This is a genomic window from Pseudomonas sp. GW821-FHT07E12, assembly GCF_058986605.1.
Genome location: NZ_JBYSVX010000002.1, coordinates 181,957 through 197,863, shown reverse-complemented (window position 1 = coordinate 197,863; position 15,907 = coordinate 181,957). Strand labels below are relative to the sequence as shown.

General features: G+C 66.8%; 13 protein-coding genes. 7 read left to right on the top strand and 6 right to left on the bottom strand.

What is annotated here, in order from left to right; translation table 11 throughout:
- Positions 1-3 precede the first annotated feature (3 nt).
- Positions 4-2,295 carry a type II secretion system secretin GspD gene (gene gspD / locus AC3WJE_RS02410; protein WP_493729178.1) on the top strand — a complete coding sequence of 764 codons (2,292 nt, stop codon included), beginning with the start codon at positions 4-6 and terminating at the stop codon, positions 2,293-2,295.
- Entirely contained in the window at positions 2,292-3,128 is an 837-nt protein-coding gene (locus AC3WJE_RS02405; RefSeq protein ID WP_493729177.1) for a glycosyltransferase family 2 protein, read from the top strand. The genes gspD and AC3WJE_RS02405 overlap by 4 nt, the downstream gene beginning before the upstream one ends.
- An 80-nt stretch (positions 3,129-3,208) precedes the next feature.
- On the opposite strand, the gene AC3WJE_RS02400 is transcribed toward AC3WJE_RS02405, so the two are convergent.
- The 6 genes from AC3WJE_RS02400 to AC3WJE_RS02375 all read right to left on the bottom strand — a co-directional run bounded on the left by AC3WJE_RS02400 (position 3,209) and on the right by AC3WJE_RS02375 (position 10,037).
- Positions 3,209-3,949 carry a UTRA domain-containing protein gene (locus AC3WJE_RS02400; RefSeq protein ID WP_493729176.1) on the bottom strand — a complete coding sequence of 247 codons (741 nt, stop codon included), beginning with the start codon at positions 3,947-3,949 and terminating at the stop codon, positions 3,209-3,211.
- Positions 3,950-4,037: 88 nt separating this feature from the next.
- Positions 4,038-4,619 (bottom strand): nicotinamide riboside transporter PnuC, encoded by a 582-nt coding sequence (gene pnuC / locus AC3WJE_RS02395; protein WP_493729175.1) that lies wholly within the window; start codon positions 4,617-4,619, stop codon positions 4,038-4,040.
- Positions 4,620-4,728: 109 nt separating this feature from the next.
- A complete protein-coding gene (locus AC3WJE_RS02390) occupies positions 4,729-6,921 on the bottom strand; it encodes a TonB-dependent siderophore receptor (RefSeq protein WP_493729174.1) in 2,193 nt (730 codons plus the stop codon).
- A gap of 88 nt (positions 6,922-7,009) precedes the next feature.
- Complete coding sequence (locus tag AC3WJE_RS02385) at positions 7,010-7,981, bottom strand: sulfurtransferase (RefSeq protein ID WP_493729173.1); 972 nt, start codon at positions 7,979-7,981, stop codon at positions 7,010-7,012.
- Positions 7,978-9,120, bottom strand: coding sequence for a phosphotransferase enzyme family protein (locus tag AC3WJE_RS02380; RefSeq protein WP_493729172.1), 1,143 nt, complete (start codon positions 9,118-9,120; stop codon positions 7,978-7,980). Before AC3WJE_RS02380 ends, AC3WJE_RS02385 begins: the two co-directional genes overlap by 4 nt.
- On the bottom strand, positions 9,117-10,037 hold the full coding sequence (locus AC3WJE_RS02375; protein ID WP_493729171.1) for an ABC transporter substrate-binding protein: 921 nt from the start codon (positions 10,035-10,037) through the stop codon (positions 9,117-9,119). Before AC3WJE_RS02375 ends, AC3WJE_RS02380 begins: the two co-directional genes overlap by 4 nt.
- 552 nt (positions 10,038-10,589) lie before the next feature.
- On the opposite strand from AC3WJE_RS02375, the gene AC3WJE_RS02370 reads away from it, so the two are divergent.
- From AC3WJE_RS02370 to bcsA, 5 genes are all read left to right on the top strand, one after another.
- Positions 10,590-11,429: a glycosyltransferase family 2 protein gene (locus AC3WJE_RS02370; RefSeq protein WP_493729170.1), complete on the top strand. Its 840-nt coding sequence runs from the start codon at positions 10,590-10,592 to the stop codon at positions 11,427-11,429.
- A gap of 28 nt (positions 11,430-11,457) precedes the next feature.
- On the top strand, positions 11,458-12,639 hold the full coding sequence (gene pncB, locus AC3WJE_RS02365; protein ID WP_493729169.1) for a nicotinate phosphoribosyltransferase: 1,182 nt from the start codon (positions 11,458-11,460) through the stop codon (positions 12,637-12,639).
- Positions 12,640-12,853: 214 nt separating this feature from the next.
- Complete coding sequence (gene bcsD, locus AC3WJE_RS02360; protein WP_493729168.1) at positions 12,854-13,306, top strand: cellulose biosynthesis protein BcsD; 453 nt, start codon at positions 12,854-12,856, stop codon at positions 13,304-13,306.
- Positions 13,307-13,351: 45 nt separating this feature from the next.
- Complete coding sequence (locus AC3WJE_RS02355; RefSeq protein WP_493729167.1) at positions 13,352-13,681, top strand: hypothetical protein; 330 nt, start codon at positions 13,352-13,354, stop codon at positions 13,679-13,681.
- 70 nt (positions 13,682-13,751) lie between these two features.
- The gene (bcsA, locus tag AC3WJE_RS02350; RefSeq protein ID WP_493729166.1) at positions 13,752-15,890 is read left to right on the top strand and encodes a UDP-forming cellulose synthase catalytic subunit; all 2,139 of its coding nucleotides are present in this window, start codon (positions 13,752-13,754) and stop codon (positions 15,888-15,890) included.
- Positions 15,891-15,907 lie beyond the last annotated feature (17 nt).

Sequence of the window (15,907 nt, the reverse complement as noted above, 5' to 3'; positions counted from 1 at the left end):
CGCATGACGCCACGCCTCGTCCCATCCCCCCTGCTGATCGTTCCGCTGCTGGTCGGCCTGCTCGCCAGCTGCGCCAGCCTGCCCGCGCCCGATGTGCGCCGCCCGGTGCGCAGCGATAGCGCGACCGGCGTGGCCGGCGCGCAGACCTCGCCGCTGGAAACGGCCGAAACACCGCAGGAGACCGGCCCGCAACCGGTGATCCGGCGCGGCAGCGGCAACGTCATCAACCAGAGCGCGGCGGCGTCGGCCGCCCCCTCGCTGGGCAGCGCCGGCAGCGGCAGCGCCACCTTCAACTTCGAAGGCGAATCGCTGCAGGCGGTGGTCAAGGCCATCCTCGGCGACATGCTCGGGCAGAACTACGTGATCGCGCCGGGCGTGCAGGGCACGGTGACGCTGGCCACACCCAAACCGGTCTCGCCGGCGCAGGCGCTGAACCTGCTGGAGATGGTGCTGGGCTGGAACAACGCCCGCATGGTCTACAGCGGTGGCCGCTACAACATCGTGCCGGCCGATCAGGCCCTGGCAGGCACGGTCGCGCCGAGTACCGCGCCGGTCAGCGCCGCGCGCGGTTTCGAGGTGCGGGTGGTGCCGTTGAAGTTCATTTCCGCCAGCGAAATGAAGAAGGTGCTGGAACCGTATGCCCGCCCGAACGCCATCGTCGGCATCGACGGCGCCCGCAACGTCATCACCCTCGGCGGTACCCGCGCCGAACTGGAGAACTACCTGCGTACCGTCGAGATCTTCGACGTGGACTGGCTGTCGGGCATGTCGGTGGGCGTGTTCCCGCTGCAGTCCGGCAAGGCCTCGCAGGTGGCGAACGACCTGGAAAAGGTATTCGGCGAGAGCAGCAAGACGCCCAGCGCCGGCATGTTCCGCTTCATGCCGCTGGAGAACGCCAATGCGGTGCTGGTGATCACCCCGCAGGCGCGCTACCTGGAGCAGATCCAGGATTGGCTGGATCGGATTGACAGTGCCGGTGGCGGCGAACGGTTGTTCTCCTACGAGCTGAAGTACATCAAGGCCAAGGAACTGGCCGATCGCCTCTCCGAGGTGTTCAGCTCCGGAAGCAGCAGCGGGCGCGGCGACAGCTCGGCTTCGCTGGCACCGGGGGCGACGTCGAATACGCTTTCCAGCGGCGGCGATCGCGATGGCGGCCTGGGCAGCAACAGTGGCGTGACCGGCGGCAGCATCGGCGGTGACAGCCAGTCTTCCTCGTCCTCTTCCAGCAGTGGTGGCCTCGGCAGTGGCTCGTTGCAGCTGTCGAACCGCACCCAGGGCAACGGCGCGGTGACCCTGCAGATCAAGGGCGATACGGTCGGCGTGGCAGCGGTGGAAGAGACCAACGCATTGTTGGTGCGCGCCACACCGCAGGCGTGGAAGTCGATCCGAGAGGTGATCGAGAAGCTCGACGTGATGCCGATGCAGGTGCACATCGAGGCGCAGGTGGCCGAGGTCAACCTCAAGGGCGAGTTGTCGTATGGCGTCAACTGGTTCTTCGAGAATTCGGTCAACGCTTCGGCCAGCAGTGACGACGCCGCGACCAATGGCACCGGGATCGGCGTTGGCGCCGGACTGGCAAGTGCCGCCGGTCGCAATATCTGGGGCACCATCGCCGGCAAGGTCGGATCGACCGGCGTGGGCTGGACCTTCCTGGGCAAGAATGCGGCGGCGGTCATCAGTGCGCTGGATTCGGTCACCAACGTACGCCTGTTGCAGACGCCCTCGGTGTTCGTGCGCAACAACGCCGAGGCCACGCTCAACGTCGGCTCGCGCATCGCGATCAACTCGACCTCGGTCAGCAGCCTGGTGGGCGGCGACACCAGCTACACCACCGCGCAATACATCGATACCGGCGTGATCCTGAAGGTGCGACCGCGCGTGACCAAGGACGGCATGGTGTTCCTGGACATCGTGCAGGAGGTCAGTACCCCGGGCACGCGCCCTGCTGCATGTACCTCCGGGACGACCGTGGTCAATGCTTCGGCGTGCAACGTGGACATCAATACCCGGCGCGTCAAGACCGAGGCCGCAGTGCGCAGTGGCGACACCATCATGCTGGCCGGCCTGATCGACGACAGCACGACGGGGGGCAGCGCCGGCGTTCCGCTCCTCAGCAAGTTGCCGGTAGTGGGCGCGCTGTTCGGCCAGAAGACCCAGAGCAAGACCCGCAACGAAGTCATCGTGCTGCTGACGCCGACGATCGTGCGCAATCCGCAGGAAGCGCGCGACCTCACCGACGAATACGGAAGCAAGTTCAAGGCAATGGAGCCACTGTCGCCGCCGAAGCCGCGATGAGCCATGCGCTGCCCGTGGTGCTGCTGCCGGTCGGTGTCGACGATGCCGCGCTGGATGCTTGCCTGGGCGCGCTGGAACGAAACACGCCGGCGGGCACGCGGGTGTGGCTGGCCGACGATGCGCAGGCCGGCCCGCGCGGGCAGGTGGTGGTGGAGAACTGGCTGGCGCGCACCCGCCTGCAGGCCGACTACACGCGGCGGCCGCGCCTGATCGGCGAGGTGGCGCATCTGGACGAGATGCTGCGCGCCTGCGGCGATGCCGACGTGGTCGTGCTGGCCGCCGACGCGTTGCCGTTGCCGGGCTGGCTGGAGCAACTGACGCAATGCCTGGCACGCGATGCCGCGATCGCCAGCGCGGTGCCCTGGAGCAATGCCGGCGAAGCCGTCGCCTGGCCGCGGCTGGGCGAGATCAACCCGCTGCCGGACGATCCGCAGCGGTTGGCGCATGCCTGCGCGCAGATGCCGCCGCTGCATGCCGAATTGCCCGCCGCCGTCTGCCATGCAGTCGCGCTGCGCGGTCATGCACGGCGCAAGGCCGGCGGCCTGGATGCGAGCAGCTATGGCTCGTGGTATGCCGCGTTGATCGACCTGAGCCTGCGCATGTCCGGACTGGGCTGGCGCAACGTGCTGTGCGAGACCGCCTTCGTCGCACGTCTGCGTGAAGGCGCGCCGTTCGATGGCGACATGGATGCATTGGCTACACGCTGGCCGGCGTGGCATGCGCGGCTGGCGGGTTTCCTGATGAGCGATCCGCTGCGCGGGGAACGCGAGCGCCTGCAGCGGTTGTTGGACGTGCAACCACCGGCGGCTCCACAGCAGTCGCTGTTCGGCTGAGGCTGCACATATCCTCGTAGGAGCGGCTTCAGCCGCGATGTGGCGTTACTGGGAAAACCCCATCGCGGCTGAAGCCGCTCCTACGACGAGGCTTCCGGCGCCTGCACGTCCACCGTCACTGCCAGCGCATCGTGGCGCCAGGATTCGACGTCGAACTCCACGGCCTGGCCGTCGGCGGCATAGCTGACGCGCTGCAGGCGGAAACACGCCGTGCCGGCGGTCGATTGCAGCAATACGGCCTGTTCGGCGTCCAGGCTCGATGGATACATCGTCAGCCGGCTGCGCGCCTGGCGCAGGCCGAGCTGGGTCAACACCGCGCTCAGCGAGCCGGCCAGGTCGTGTTCGAGCAGCGTCGGCACCCACGATGCGCGCAGCACGTTGGTTTCCAGCAGCACTGCGCGGCGGTCGATCCAGCGCCGCCGTTGCAGCACGAACACCTCCTCGTCGGCATCACGCAACTCCAGCCAGCGCGCCAGCTCGGTCCCGGCCGGCTGCCGTTGTGCGGCCAGCAGTTCGGTACGGGGTTGGCGACCTTGCGCAGCCACGTACTGCATGAAGCCGGCAATGCTGGTCGGGTCATGCTGCACGCGCGCGGCGCTGACGAACCAGCCGCGACGGTTCTCGCGATAGATCCGCCCGTCGGCCTCCAACTGCTGCAACGCCTCGCGCAGCGTGATGCGGGTGCAGCCGAACAGTTCGGCCAGTTCGCGCTCCACCGGCAGGCGCTGATCGGCATCCCATTCGCCGGCCTCGATGCGGATGAGCAACGCATCGACGATGCGCTGGCCGGTGCCGGTGGCCGGGTTCAGCGGTGCCGTCATGTTGTCCCCACGTGCGTACCGGATAGCGGCAGACGATCGCTGACGTGGACGCAATCGCGCAAGGTATCGCTCGCGCAATCGCGCCTGCTCATGAAGCGGGCAGGGCCGTGGCCGAGCGACGCATGTCGGCCTGCCACAGCCGCAGCCCGTACACCGCCAGCACCACGAAGCCGGCATACAGTGCCGCGGTCGGATACAGCTGCTTGTAGAGGAATACGCCGACATAAATGCTGTCGAGCACGATCCACAACGTCCAGTTGGCGATGCGCTTGCGCGCGGCCCAGAAACTGGCGACCAGGCTGAAGGCGGTCAGCGCCGCATCCAGCCACGGCAGCGCCGCGTCGGTGTAGCGATGCATCAGCCATCCGAGCGACACCGCGCCAGCGGCACCCGCCAATAGCGAGAGCGTGGCCTCGCGCCGTGGCAACGGGCCGACGTGGACCTTGCCGTGATCGAGCCGGCCTTGGCTCCAGCGCCACCAGCCATAGCTCTGCAGGACCACGTAGACGCCCTGCAGCAGCATGTCCGAGTACAGCTTCCACTGGTAGAACAACCACGCATACAGCACCACCGCCACGATTCCGACCGGCCAGCACCAGTGTATCCGGCGCGCGGTCAGCCACACGCCGAGCACGTTGATCAGGACTGCGAGGATTTCTAGAGGGGACATGGGTGGCTCGGGATTGGGGATTGGGGATTTGGGATTCGCAAGAGCCAGTCAGGGCATCGGGATTAAAGACGCCTTTAATCCCCAATCCCGAATCCCCAATCCCGGCACTTCAGAAATCAAACTGCGCCGTGAACCGCGCGGTCCGCGGTGCACCCAGGAACAGATAGTCGTCGCCGTAATACTCGCCGACATCGCGCCAGTACAGCTTGTCGGTCAGGTTGTCCACGCTCAGCCGCAGCGTAGTCGGCACGTTGCCCAGGCGAGTGGCGTAGCGCGCGCCGAGGTTGTAGACGGTGTAGCCGCCGACTTTGACGGTGCCGATGCGGTTGGCGTACTTGCTGCCGCTGTACTGCGCGCCGCCGAGCAGTGCCAGTCCTTCCAGGCCGGGCACGTCCCAGCTGGCCTGCACGCTGGCGCGCAGCTTGGGAATGTTGAGCGCCTGATGGCCCTCGTAGGCCGGGGTGCCGGTGTTCTCGGCGCGCGCGCGGATGCCGGCGACGCTGGCCTGCACGTGCAGGCGTTCGGTCACCGCGCCGTCGGCCGACAGCTCGATGCCGCGGTTGTGCAGGCGGCCCTGCTGCACGTACAGGAACGAACCATCGGCCTGCGGCTGCGCGTACTGGTAGGCCTGACGAATGTCGAACAGCGCTGTGCCCAGGGTCAGACCGCCGAGCTGGTACTTCGCGCCCACTTCGCGCTGATAGGAAAGCGTGGGTGCGAGCACTTCATCGGCATTGCTGGCGAACCACGACGCGGTGCCGCCCGGCGACAGGCCCTTGGCGAAGCTGGCGTACAGCGATACCGACTCCTGCGGCTTGAACAGCAGCGCCGCCTGCGGCAACAGCTCGGAGCGGCGGGTTTCACGGGTCAGCCCGCCATCGCGATCCCACACCCGCTCGTCGTAACGCACCTGACGCGCGCCGAGCAGCAGCTGCCAGGTCTCGTTGAGGCTGATGCGGTCGCTCGCCACCAGCGCCTTCTGGGTGCTGTCGAAACGACGACGCTTGGGATCGAGTTCGGCATCGGCCTGCGCCAGCACTTCCGGATCGGCGTAGATGCTGCCGGTGCCGATCCACTCGTTGATCGAGCCGGTGCGGTCGATAGTGCGATGCAGCCAGTCCAGGCCGACGCTGAGCTGGTGCTGCAACGGACCGGTGGCGAATGCACCGGTCACGGTGGCCTGCACCTCGTCGGTGCGACGGGTATCGCCCGGGCTGCGATAGTCGTAGATGTCGTACTCGCCCTCGCTGCTGAAATAGTTCGGGATGGCGTCGTCGGCGCAGCTGGCCACGCCGTAGCAACCCCACGGGAAGCTGGAGTAGTCGTCGATCACCACGCGGCTGTGCCCGGCCGACAGCTGCGCGCTCCAGGCATCGTTGAAACGGTACTGGTAGCGTGCCTGCGCATTGAGTGACTCGATGCCGACCTGCTTGGACCACGGTTGATACGCAAGCAGGCGATGTACCGACACGTCGCTGGGCACGGTGGTGCCGCCGAGCAACTGATAGCCCGGCACCGAGCGCTGCGCCTTGTCCTGGTACTCCACGTCCAGCTGCAGCTGCGATTGCGGATTGATCTTCCAGTCCGCTGCCAGCGACAGGAAATTGCGGTGGCCGTCGGCGTGATCCACATAGCTGCGGATGTCCTCGTGCGCGGCGTTGACGCGCACGCCGAACTGCTTGTCGGCACCGAACCAGTCGCCCACGTCGGCGGTGTAGTAACGCCCCCCCTCGTTGTCGGTGCCGACCACCAGCGAACGCACGTATTGCGGACGCTTGGTGATGTAGTCGATCAGGCCGGCCGGCTCATTGATGCCCGATTGCAGGCCGGACAGGCCCTTGAGCACCTGCACCTGCTCCTTGTTCTCCAGTGCCACGTTCTGTTCGCCGACCACGGTCAGGCCGTTGATGCGATAGCTGCTGGCGGCATTGAGCGAATAGCCGCGCACCACGAAGTTCTCGTAGTAACCGATCGGCGCATAGCTGTCGCCGACCGAGGCATCGGCGCGCAGCACCTCGCTGAGCACGCGCACCTGACGGTCGGCCAACTGCTCGCGATCGATCACGCCGATCGAGGCTGGCGTATCCAGCAGTGTGGCGTCGCCATAGCCACCGAGGTTGGAACGATTGCGCGGGCGCTCGCCCTGTACGTTGACCGCGTCCAGTTGCACGGGCGTCTTCTGGGTGACATCGGCAGCGGCGCTTTCGGCGGAATCATCCGCAGCCAGTGCCGGCAACGGCGCGGCGATTGCCAGCGCGAGCGCCAGCGCCAGCGGTGCGAGGGAAGGAATCGGGTGCGACATGGTGGACCTCAAGTAGATGAAGACGGAAAGGGATGTCAGCGGCGCGAGGCGCGACATCGGAAAGGGGGCTGGATGTAGTGGCGGCAGCTCATCGATGCTCATCGCTCTTCGTAGGAGCGGCTTTAGCCGCGATGAGGCTTTCCCGGGAGAGCCCCATCGCGGCTGAAGCCGCTCCTACGGGAGCTACCGCCGGCAGCGTCACCAACGGCAACGCCGGATCGGCGGCCCACTCCTGCAGCGAGCCGTCGTAGATCGCGATTTCGGTCTCGCCGATCAGCGTCAGCGCCAGTGCTTCAGCCGACGCACTGATGCCGCCACCGCAGTACAACAACAGCGGCCGTGCGGAGGTTTCGCGCAACGGCGCGAGCACTTCCAGCAATCGTGATGGCGGCAGGTAGCGGCCATCGGCATCGAACAGTTCGCGCGCCGGCAGATTGCGACTGCCGGGGATATGCCCACGCCGCGCATAGCGACTCGGCACGCGGCCGGCGAATAATGCGGCCGACAGAGCGCACACCAAGGTGCCCGGCGCATCGCCAGCGACCACCGCTTCGATGCGGCGACGATCGGCCCATAGTTCCGGGCGTGGCTTGGGCGTGATCGTGCCGGTTTCGGTCGCGATGGCATCGCCGCTGGCCTCCGGCAGTCCCGCCGCACGCCACGCCTGCCAGCCGCCGTCCAGCACCTGCGCATGCACGCCGACACTGCGCAGCACCCACCACAGCCGCGCGGCCCAGAAGCCATCGCTGCGGTCGTAGACCACCACCTCGCTGTCGTCGCTGATGCCGAGTGCCTGCAGCGCCTCGACCAACGCCGACCAATCCGGCAGCGCGAAGCTGAAGTCCGCTTGCGGATCGGCCAGTGCATGCAGCAGATCGGCATGTCGCGAACCGGGAATATGAGCGGCATGCCAGGCTTCGGCGCCGCTGGCTACGCGGTAGTCGCCATCGAAACGCGGCGCAGGCAGCTCGACGCTGGCATCGAACACACGCAGCCGCGGCTCACCCAGGCGTGCGGCCAGCGCATGAACATCGATCAGTGGCGACACAGAAGCGTTCATCGTGCCGCTTCCGCGCGTTGTTGCAGGTGGCGCAACAGACGCCGGCCTTCCTCGCTGCCGAACCAGTCGGCATGGCCGAGCAGATAGCGCTGGTAGGCAACGTTGGCGTGCTCGTCCGAGCCGGTGATGCCGGCGAAATACTCGACCTCGCTGAGCGCGAAGTCGGCATGCACCAACGGCAACAGCGCCGCCAGCGCACGCAGTCGCGCTGCATCCAGCGGCAGCACGCTGGCGTAGCCATCCAGCAGCGCATCGAGCTGGTCGATCTCGGCGACGGCGCGGCCGCCATCGTCCAGATCCAGCCATGGGATCAGGTTGCGCTCGATCGCGGTGGCGATATCGAACAGCGCGAAGCTGCGATCGGCCAGGCCGAAGTCGAACACCGCGCTGACTTCAGCGGTCGTATCGTGCGTGCGCCACAGCAGATTGGAGGCATGCCAGTCGCCATGCGTCCACAACGCCGGCGCCGTCTGCAGCAATGGCCAGCCCTGCGCATGCCACGGCAGCAGATGCGTTTGTAGATCGCCGCGCCAGTCGCGTTGTTGCAGCCACGCGGCCAGTGCCGGCCGTCGTAGCAGGTCCTGTGTCAGTGCCTGCACCGGATCGGGCTGCCCGAACAGACGGAAGTTGGAGACCAGCAAGGTGGTGCTGCGTGGTGCGGCAGCGTAGCCGGCGGCGGCGCGATGCAGCTCGGCCAGCGCACGTCCGGCCGCATACGCATGCGCGATGCTGGCGAACGGCGTCCATGAGGTCGCCTCGCGGTAGAGGTCCTCGCCCTCGGCCGCGCGCTGTACCTCGTAGGTCCAGTCGCCGATTTCCAGCGCGGTGGCGCCGTCGCGCGCGCGCAACAGCTGCGGCACGGGGGCGCCGTGCGCGCGCAGGTGCTCGATGAAACGATGCTCCTCGCCCAGCGTGTGGGCGTCGCGCACCGTGCGGTGGTGGCGTTTGACGAACAGTCTGCCGCTGTCGGTATCGACTTCGGCTGCGGCGGAGAACGGGCGCGGGCTGTGCCAGCGCAGCGCACGTACGCCGCCGGGCAGATCGAAGCGCTGCAACAGCGCTTCCACTTCTTCATCGCGCAGTGCGGGCCAATCGGCGGCAACCGTCTGCGTGCCCACGCCATGCATCTGGTGGGTCATGCGGCGATGTCCTCGAGAAAATGCGCGTCGGCGGCACCGCGCCAGGCGTCGGCATCGGCGAGCACGCCGTACTGCGCCAGCCATTGCGCGTAGCCCTGCAGCAACGGTTGGCGGATCTGTCCCCAGCGTGCGTCGTGCAGCCAGGTTGGCGCGATCGCGCGCAGCGAGGCGGCCAGCAGTTCGCGTGGGAAGTAAGGGGTAGCGCGTTCGTAAGCTTCCAGCGCCGCCAGCGGTTCGGCGGCAGCGGCCAGGAAGCCGCGCGCGGTGGCGCCGAGGAAGTCACGCACCCACGCGGGACGTGTCTCCAGCGTGCGCTCATGCGCGCCGAGCAGGTAGCTGTGATACGCCGGCGCGCCGAGCGTATCGACCGGCCATGTCACTCGCCGTGCAGGCGCGATCGGGCTGTCCATCAACGCCTCCCAGGCCCAATAACCGCCGAAGCTGGCATCGGCGAGGCCGCCAGCCAGATCCTCCGGGCGCAACTCGCGGGTGCCGGCGTCGACGATGACCACGGCCTCGGGATCGCCGCCGTCATGGGCGATCAGGTGGCGCACCATGGCCAGCCCACGCGGGGTGGGATTCATCGCCAGTCGCCGCCCGGCCAGATCGCGCGGACGGGCGATGCCGGTGTCGGTCAGGGTCTGGATCGCCTCCAGCCCACATTGGTTGATCGCGGCGATCGCCTGCAGCGGCTCGCCGGCGGCACGGCGCACCAGCAGCCGGTTGCTCGGGAATACCGCGAAGTCACAGTCGCCGCGCAGCAGGTGCGCCAGGCCGTCGCCGTGCCACGGATCGGGCAATTGCAGCGCCAACTCCAGGCCCAGCTCGGCATACCAGCCGCGTTCGCGGGCCAGATAGAAGCCGGCCGAGTTCGGCCAAGGGTGGAAGTATTCGAGCATGACGCGCAATCGGCGCATGGCAGGCACGGCGGGTGGGGAAGGGATGGGCATCCTCTCCCTGCAATCTGGTCTAGACCAATGACCGGAGGTCCTATCGATACGTCCGATCGATATATCGGCTGAATGGATGACGGCGCCGCCGGGCCGTCGATACGCGCGGCAGCCAGAAAAGCGGCCGCGGCGTCTGGATTGGGGCGGCAGCGTGCGATCGCAGGCGCTGGCCGTCATCTCGGATGTCGGGAAGTCAGGAGCCGCAGCGGCGGAAGATCGGCCGCTGCGGGGCCGGCATTATGGGCGTGTGGCCACTGTGGCGCCATGGTTTCGGCTGCCGACGAGTGCGCCACCGGTTTGCAGATGCTTGAGGCATGGCGGCAGTTCTCCGCGATCCATCAGATCGTCGTCCCCGCCTGCGCGGGGACGACGATCTGGGAGGCCCCCCTGCAACCGATCACCGGTGCCGACGCCACATACGTGCAAGAGCAGCGTGACCAACGCGGGAACTGATCGAATCCCCAATCCCCAATCCCCAACAACCGCCACGCCCGTGCGCAGTTCCCCGATAATCCCGCCATGACCCAGCAACAGATCGCCGCCGTAGTGGTCACCTACGAGAGCGGCAGCACCATCGACGAATGCCTGCGCCGCCTGCGCGCGGCCGACGGCATTGCCGAGATCCGCGTGGTGGACAACCGCTCCCGCGATGGCACCCTCGAAATCGTGCAGCGGCATGCGCTGCAGGACGCGCGCCTGCACTTCATCGCCAATCCCGACAATCCCGGGTTTGCCACCGCCTGCAACCAGGGCGCGGCCGATTCGCGGGCGCCGTGGCTGGTGTTCATCAATCCGGATCTGATGGTGGAGCCGGACACGCTGGTGCGGCTGCGCGAGCGTGCCGAGGCTATCGGCGAGGCGCTGCTGGGCGTGGAACAGGTCGATGAGCACGGGCGGCCGGACGGTGCGGTGCGCCGCCGCGATCCGGATTTCGCCGCGATGCTGCGTTCGCCGCGACGTGGCGCGCAGTTGGCGGTGCCGGTCGATCCTACACAGACGTTGCAGCCGGTGGACGCGATCTCCGGCGCGCTGATGATGGTTCCGCGCGCGCTGTTCCAGCGGATCGGCGGTTGGGACGCCGGCTATCGGCTGCACGCCGAGGACCTGGACCTGTGCCGGCGCGCGCGCCAGGCCGGCGCGACGGTGGCGGTCGCCAATGACCTGACCGTGTTGCATCTGCGTGGCGTATCCAGCCGGGCACGCCCGTTCTTCGTGGAATGGCACAAGCACCGCGGCCTGTGGCGTTACTTCCGCAAGTTCGAAGCCTCCTCGCGTGGCCTGCTGGTCCGGCTCGGGGTCTGGGCGGCGATCTGGGCGCACGCGCTGGCGCAGGTGCCCCGATTGCTGCGTGGGCGTTGAGACGTCCGCAGCGCGGCATAATGCCGGCATGATCATCGCCTCGCTGCTCGACACCGATCTGTACAAGTTCACGATGATGCAGGCGGTGCTGCATCAGCATCCCGCCGCGCAGGTGGAGTACCGCTTCAAGTGCCGGACACCGGGCATCGACCTGGCGCGCTACATCGAGGAGATCTCGCAGCAGATCGATGCGCTGTGCACGCTGCACTTCCGCACCGACGAGCTGGATTACCTGGGCCGGCTGCGCTTCGTCAAACCGGATTTCGTCGATTTCCTCGGGCTGTTCCACCTGGATCGCAAGCACGTGCAGCTGCGCGTATCCGACCAGGTGGCGGGCGAGATCGAGCTGGTGATCCGCGGGCCGTGGCTGCACACGATCCTGTTCGAGGTGCCGCTGCTGGCGATCATCAACGAGGTGTGGTTCCGCAGTACCTCCCAGGCGGATTTCGTCGAGGGCCGACGCCGCTTGCAGGCCAAGGTCGAGTTGCTGCGCGATGTGGACGGCTACGAAGGCTGCACGATCGCCGATTACGGCACCCGCCGGCGCTACTCGCGCGAGTGGCACGGTCAGATGCTGCCGCTGCTGGCAGAAGGGCTGGGCAAGCATTTCGTCGGCACCAGCAACGTCTACTTCGCCAAGCTGCACGGCTACACCCCGCTGGGCACGATGGCGCACGAGTACCTGCAGGCATTCCAGGCACTGGGGCCGCGGCTGCGCGATTCGCAGGTGGCGGCGCTGGAATCGTGGGCACGCGAGTACCGCGGCGACCTCGGCATCGCGCTGTCGGACGTGGTCGGCCTGGATGCGTTCCTGCGCGATTTCGACATGTATTTCTGCAAGCTGTTCGACGGCATGCGCCATGACTCGGGCGACCCGTTCGAGTGGGGCGAGCGGATCATCGCGCACCTGCAGCAGCATCGCGTCGATCCGCGCAGCAAGGTGCTGGTGTTCAGCGATGGCCTGGACATCGTCAAGGTCAAGCAGCTGTACGACCACTTCAAGGGCCGCTGCCGGCTGTCGTTCGGGGTCGGCACGCACCTGACCAACGACCTGGGGCCGACCCCGCTCAACATCGTGCTCAAGATGACCCGCTGCAACGGCCAGCCGGTCGCCAAGCTCAGCGATTCGCCGGGCAAGAGCATGTGCGAGGATCCGGGCTACCTGGCCTATCTGAGGCAGGTGTTCGAGGTCGCCGACAAGGCGGTGTAGCGGGAAGTGACACAAATGGTTGCTTTGTGACCTCGGTCTGACGCACAGCGGCGCGGTTGACTGAGGAGAAGGACTACATAAAAATGAGACGTGGTTGGCAATTATCTGTATCGTGAATTGAGAGTTCTGGTACTGAACTTGCATCGTCGCTGCGTGTACCTGTGCATGATGTTCTGAAGGACCTCCCCCCGGCTCTGCAGAAGGTTTTTGCTTCGTGAGTTCGCCCGATCCCCTTGTGCTCTACCGCGACCGCGGCTGTTCGATGCAGTGGCGCGGTTTCGTCCAAGCGATGGCCAATGAATTTGCCGCGGAACTGCCCGCGCACGAGTTGCCGACGCTGATGGCCAGGATCGGGTTGCGCTTCGCGCGGATGCATCCGTTGCAGGAGAGCGGTTCGCTCGCCGAGGTGGAAGCGGCAGCCAATCGCATCTGGTCCGGACAGGACTGGGGCGTGTGCCGCCTGCTTGAGCGCATCGAGTACGTGGAGATCGTCCACGCCTGCGCGCCCATCAACGCGGTGCTGGATGTGGATTGGAGCGATGGATTCCTGGAAGGGGTCTATGAAGGATGGTTCCGGCAGTTGGGGATGCTGGCGGGCCTTGCAGTACGCGCTGCGCCGCCGGAGTCGGCGGACCTGCGGCGTTTCCGCCTCGCGCGGGCGATCTGAGACAGATTCTTTACCTGCATTACTCGGCTTTGGGGGCCAGCAGCAATGTCGAAGCACATCAAGCCACCGGGGGCGTCGGGGTCCGACGACATTTCGGTGCTGTTCGAACGTTTTGGCGCAAGCGCCGATGCGAAGAGCTATCAGCCGTTCGACCATCCGGATCTGCCGCAGCGCGCCCGGCCGGCAGAGCCCGCCGCGTCCGAGGTGCCGCCGCCCGCGCCCCTGCACATGCTGCGTCCGGCCGAGATCGCCCATGCCGAGCCGGTGGCGGCTGCGGTTGCGGACACGCCATTGGCGAAGCTGTTCCAGCGCCTGCTGCAGGACACCGCGGAAGTTCGTGATGTCGGGCCGCTGCGGCGACTGTTCCCGCGCTGACCGGCGTCGATCGGCACGCCACGGCGCCCGGGTGAGGTGCGCCGCCTCCAGACTCGAAAAGGAATAATCGATGACCGTATCCCGCCGCCGGTCGGTGCTGCCCAAGCTGGCGACCTGGTCGCTGTGGCTGCTGGGGATCCTGTTGCTGGTGTTCGTCGTGGCGGTGCCGATGGAGGTGGCCCAGCAACTGGTGTTCTCGGCCATTCTGTTCGTCGTGGCGTTGCTGCTGCGCCGGCGTGGCGGCCGCGTCGCGGTGCTGGTGATGATGGGCATGTCGATGGCGGTGTCTTCGCGCTACATCTGGTGGCGCATGACGCAGACGCTGGGCTTTGGCGGGGTGATCGATTTCCTGCTCGGCATGGGCCTGCTGATGGCCGAGCTGTACGCGTTCGTGATCCTCGCGCTCGGCTATTTCCAGGTGCTGTGGCCGTTGAACCGCAAGCCGGTGCCGCTGCCGGCCGACCAGGCGCAATGGCCGAGCGTGGACATCTTCATCCCCACCTACAACGAGCCGCTGTCGGTGGTGCGCACCACGCTGCTGGCCGCGAGCGTGATCGACTGGCCCGCCGACAAGATCAAGATCTACCTGCTCGACGACGGGCGCCGCGAGGAGTTCCGCGCGTTCTGCGAAGAGCTGGGCGTGAACTACCTGACCCGCACCAACAACAACCACGCCAAGGCCGGCAACATCAACGCCGCGCTGAAGAAGTCCAGCGGCGACTACGTGGCGATCTTCGACTGCGACCACATCCCGACCCGCTCGTTCCTGCAGGTGTCGATGGGCTGGTTCCTGCGCGACGACAAGCTGGCCGTGGTGCAGATGCCGCACTACTTCTTCTCGGCCGACCCGTTCGAGCGCAACCTCGGCACCCACGGCAAGGTGCCCAACGAAGGCGAGCTGTTCTACGGGCTGCTGCAGGATGGCAACGACCAGTGGAACGCGACCTTCTTCTGTGGCTCCTGCACGGTGATCAAGCGCGAGCCGCTGGAGGAAGTCGGCGGTGTGGCGGTGGAGACCGTCACCGAGGATGCGCATACCGCGCTCAAGCTGCACCGCCGCGGCTACCGCAGTGCCTATGTGGCGATCCCGCAGGCGGCCGGGCTAGCCACGGAAAGCCTGTCCGGCCACGTCGCCCAGCGCATCCGTTGGGCGCGCGGCATGGCGCAGATCGCGCGTATCGACAACCCGCTGCTGGGCAAGGGGCTCAAGCTGTCGCAGCGGCTGTGCTACCTCAACGCGATGCTGCATTTCTTCTACGGACTGCCGCGCATCATCTATCTGACCGCGCCGCTGGCCTACCTGTTCTTTGGCGCGCACGTGATCCACGCCTCGGCGCTGATGATCCTAGCGTATGCCTTCCCGCACATCCTGCAGGCGAACATCACCAACCTGCGCACCCAGGGCAAGTTCCGCCACCTGCTCTGGAACGAGGTCTACGAGACCGCGCTGGCCTGGTACATCTTCCGGCCGACGCTGGTGGCGGTGATCAATCCGAAACTGGGCAAGTTCAACGTCACGCCCAAGGGCGGTCTGGTCGAACACAGCTATTTCGACCGGCAGATCGCCAAGCCCTACCTGTTCCTGTTGTTGTTGAACACGGCTGGCATCATCGCCGGCGCCATGCGCCTGTTCTACGTGGGCGATGTGGGCGAGATGCACACGATCTGGTTCAACCTGGGCTGGACGCTCTACAACATGCTGCTGCTCGGGGCGACGATTGCCACTGCCAGCGAGTCGCGCCAGGTGCGGCGCGCGCATCGCGTGCCGCTGCGGGTGCCGGCCACGCTGCATCTGCCGGATGGGCGGGTGCTGCCGTGCACTACGGAAAATTTCTCCACGGGTGGCATGGCGTTGCGGTTGAACGAGCCGCAGCCGGTGGAGCCGGGGGCTTCCGTGTTCGTCGGGCTCAGTTATCGGGGTGTCGAACGTCCGCTGCCGGCGGTGGTGCGGCAGGATCGCGACAGCCAGATCAGCATCCAGTTCTCCGAAATGACGGTGGAGCAGGAGCGCTGGCTGGTGGCGGCCACCTTTGCGCGCGCCGACATCTGGCTGTCGCAGTGGGGACGGTATGAGCGCGATTCGTTCCGCAGGTCGATGCTGCAGGTGCTGGGAGCCAGCATGCGCGGATTCCAGCGCCTGGGCCAGCACGTCGTGGACAGCGTCCGGCAGGGCTTCCGCCCGGCACGCGCAGCCGGAAAGGACGCCTGAGCATGCGATCCGGTTTT

Coding starts and splice junctions, on each gene's coding strand:
- gspD (WP_493729178.1), top strand. CDS start 4: ATGACGCCACGCCTCGTCCCATCCCCCCTGCTGATCGTTCCGCTGCTG.
- AC3WJE_RS02405 (WP_493729177.1), top strand. CDS start 2,292: ATGAGCCATGCGCTGCCCGTGGTGCTGCTGCCGGTCGGTGTCGACGAT.
- AC3WJE_RS02400 (WP_493729176.1), bottom strand. CDS start 3,949: ATGACGGCACCGCTGAACCCGGCCACCGGCACCGGCCAGCGCATCGTC.
- pnuC (WP_493729175.1), bottom strand. CDS start 4,619: ATGTCCCCTCTAGAAATCCTCGCAGTCCTGATCAACGTGCTCGGCGTG.
- AC3WJE_RS02390 (WP_493729174.1), bottom strand. CDS start 6,921: ATGTCGCACCCGATTCCTTCCCTCGCACCGCTGGCGCTGGCGCTCGCG.
- AC3WJE_RS02385 (WP_493729173.1), bottom strand. CDS start 7,981: ATGAACGCTTCTGTGTCGCCACTGATCGATGTTCATGCGCTGGCCGCA.
- AC3WJE_RS02380 (WP_493729172.1), bottom strand. CDS start 9,120: ATGACCCACCAGATGCATGGCGTGGGCACGCAGACGGTTGCCGCCGAT.
- AC3WJE_RS02375 (WP_493729171.1), bottom strand. CDS start 10,037: ATGCGCCGATTGCGCGTCATGCTCGAATACTTCCACCCTTGGCCGAAC.
- AC3WJE_RS02370 (WP_493729170.1), top strand. CDS start 10,590: ATGACCCAGCAACAGATCGCCGCCGTAGTGGTCACCTACGAGAGCGGC.
- pncB (WP_493729169.1), top strand. CDS start 11,458: ATGATCATCGCCTCGCTGCTCGACACCGATCTGTACAAGTTCACGATG.
- AC3WJE_RS02355 (WP_493729167.1), top strand. CDS start 13,352: ATGTCGAAGCACATCAAGCCACCGGGGGCGTCGGGGTCCGACGACATT.
- bcsA (WP_493729166.1), top strand. CDS start 13,752: ATGACCGTATCCCGCCGCCGGTCGGTGCTGCCCAAGCTGGCGACCTGG.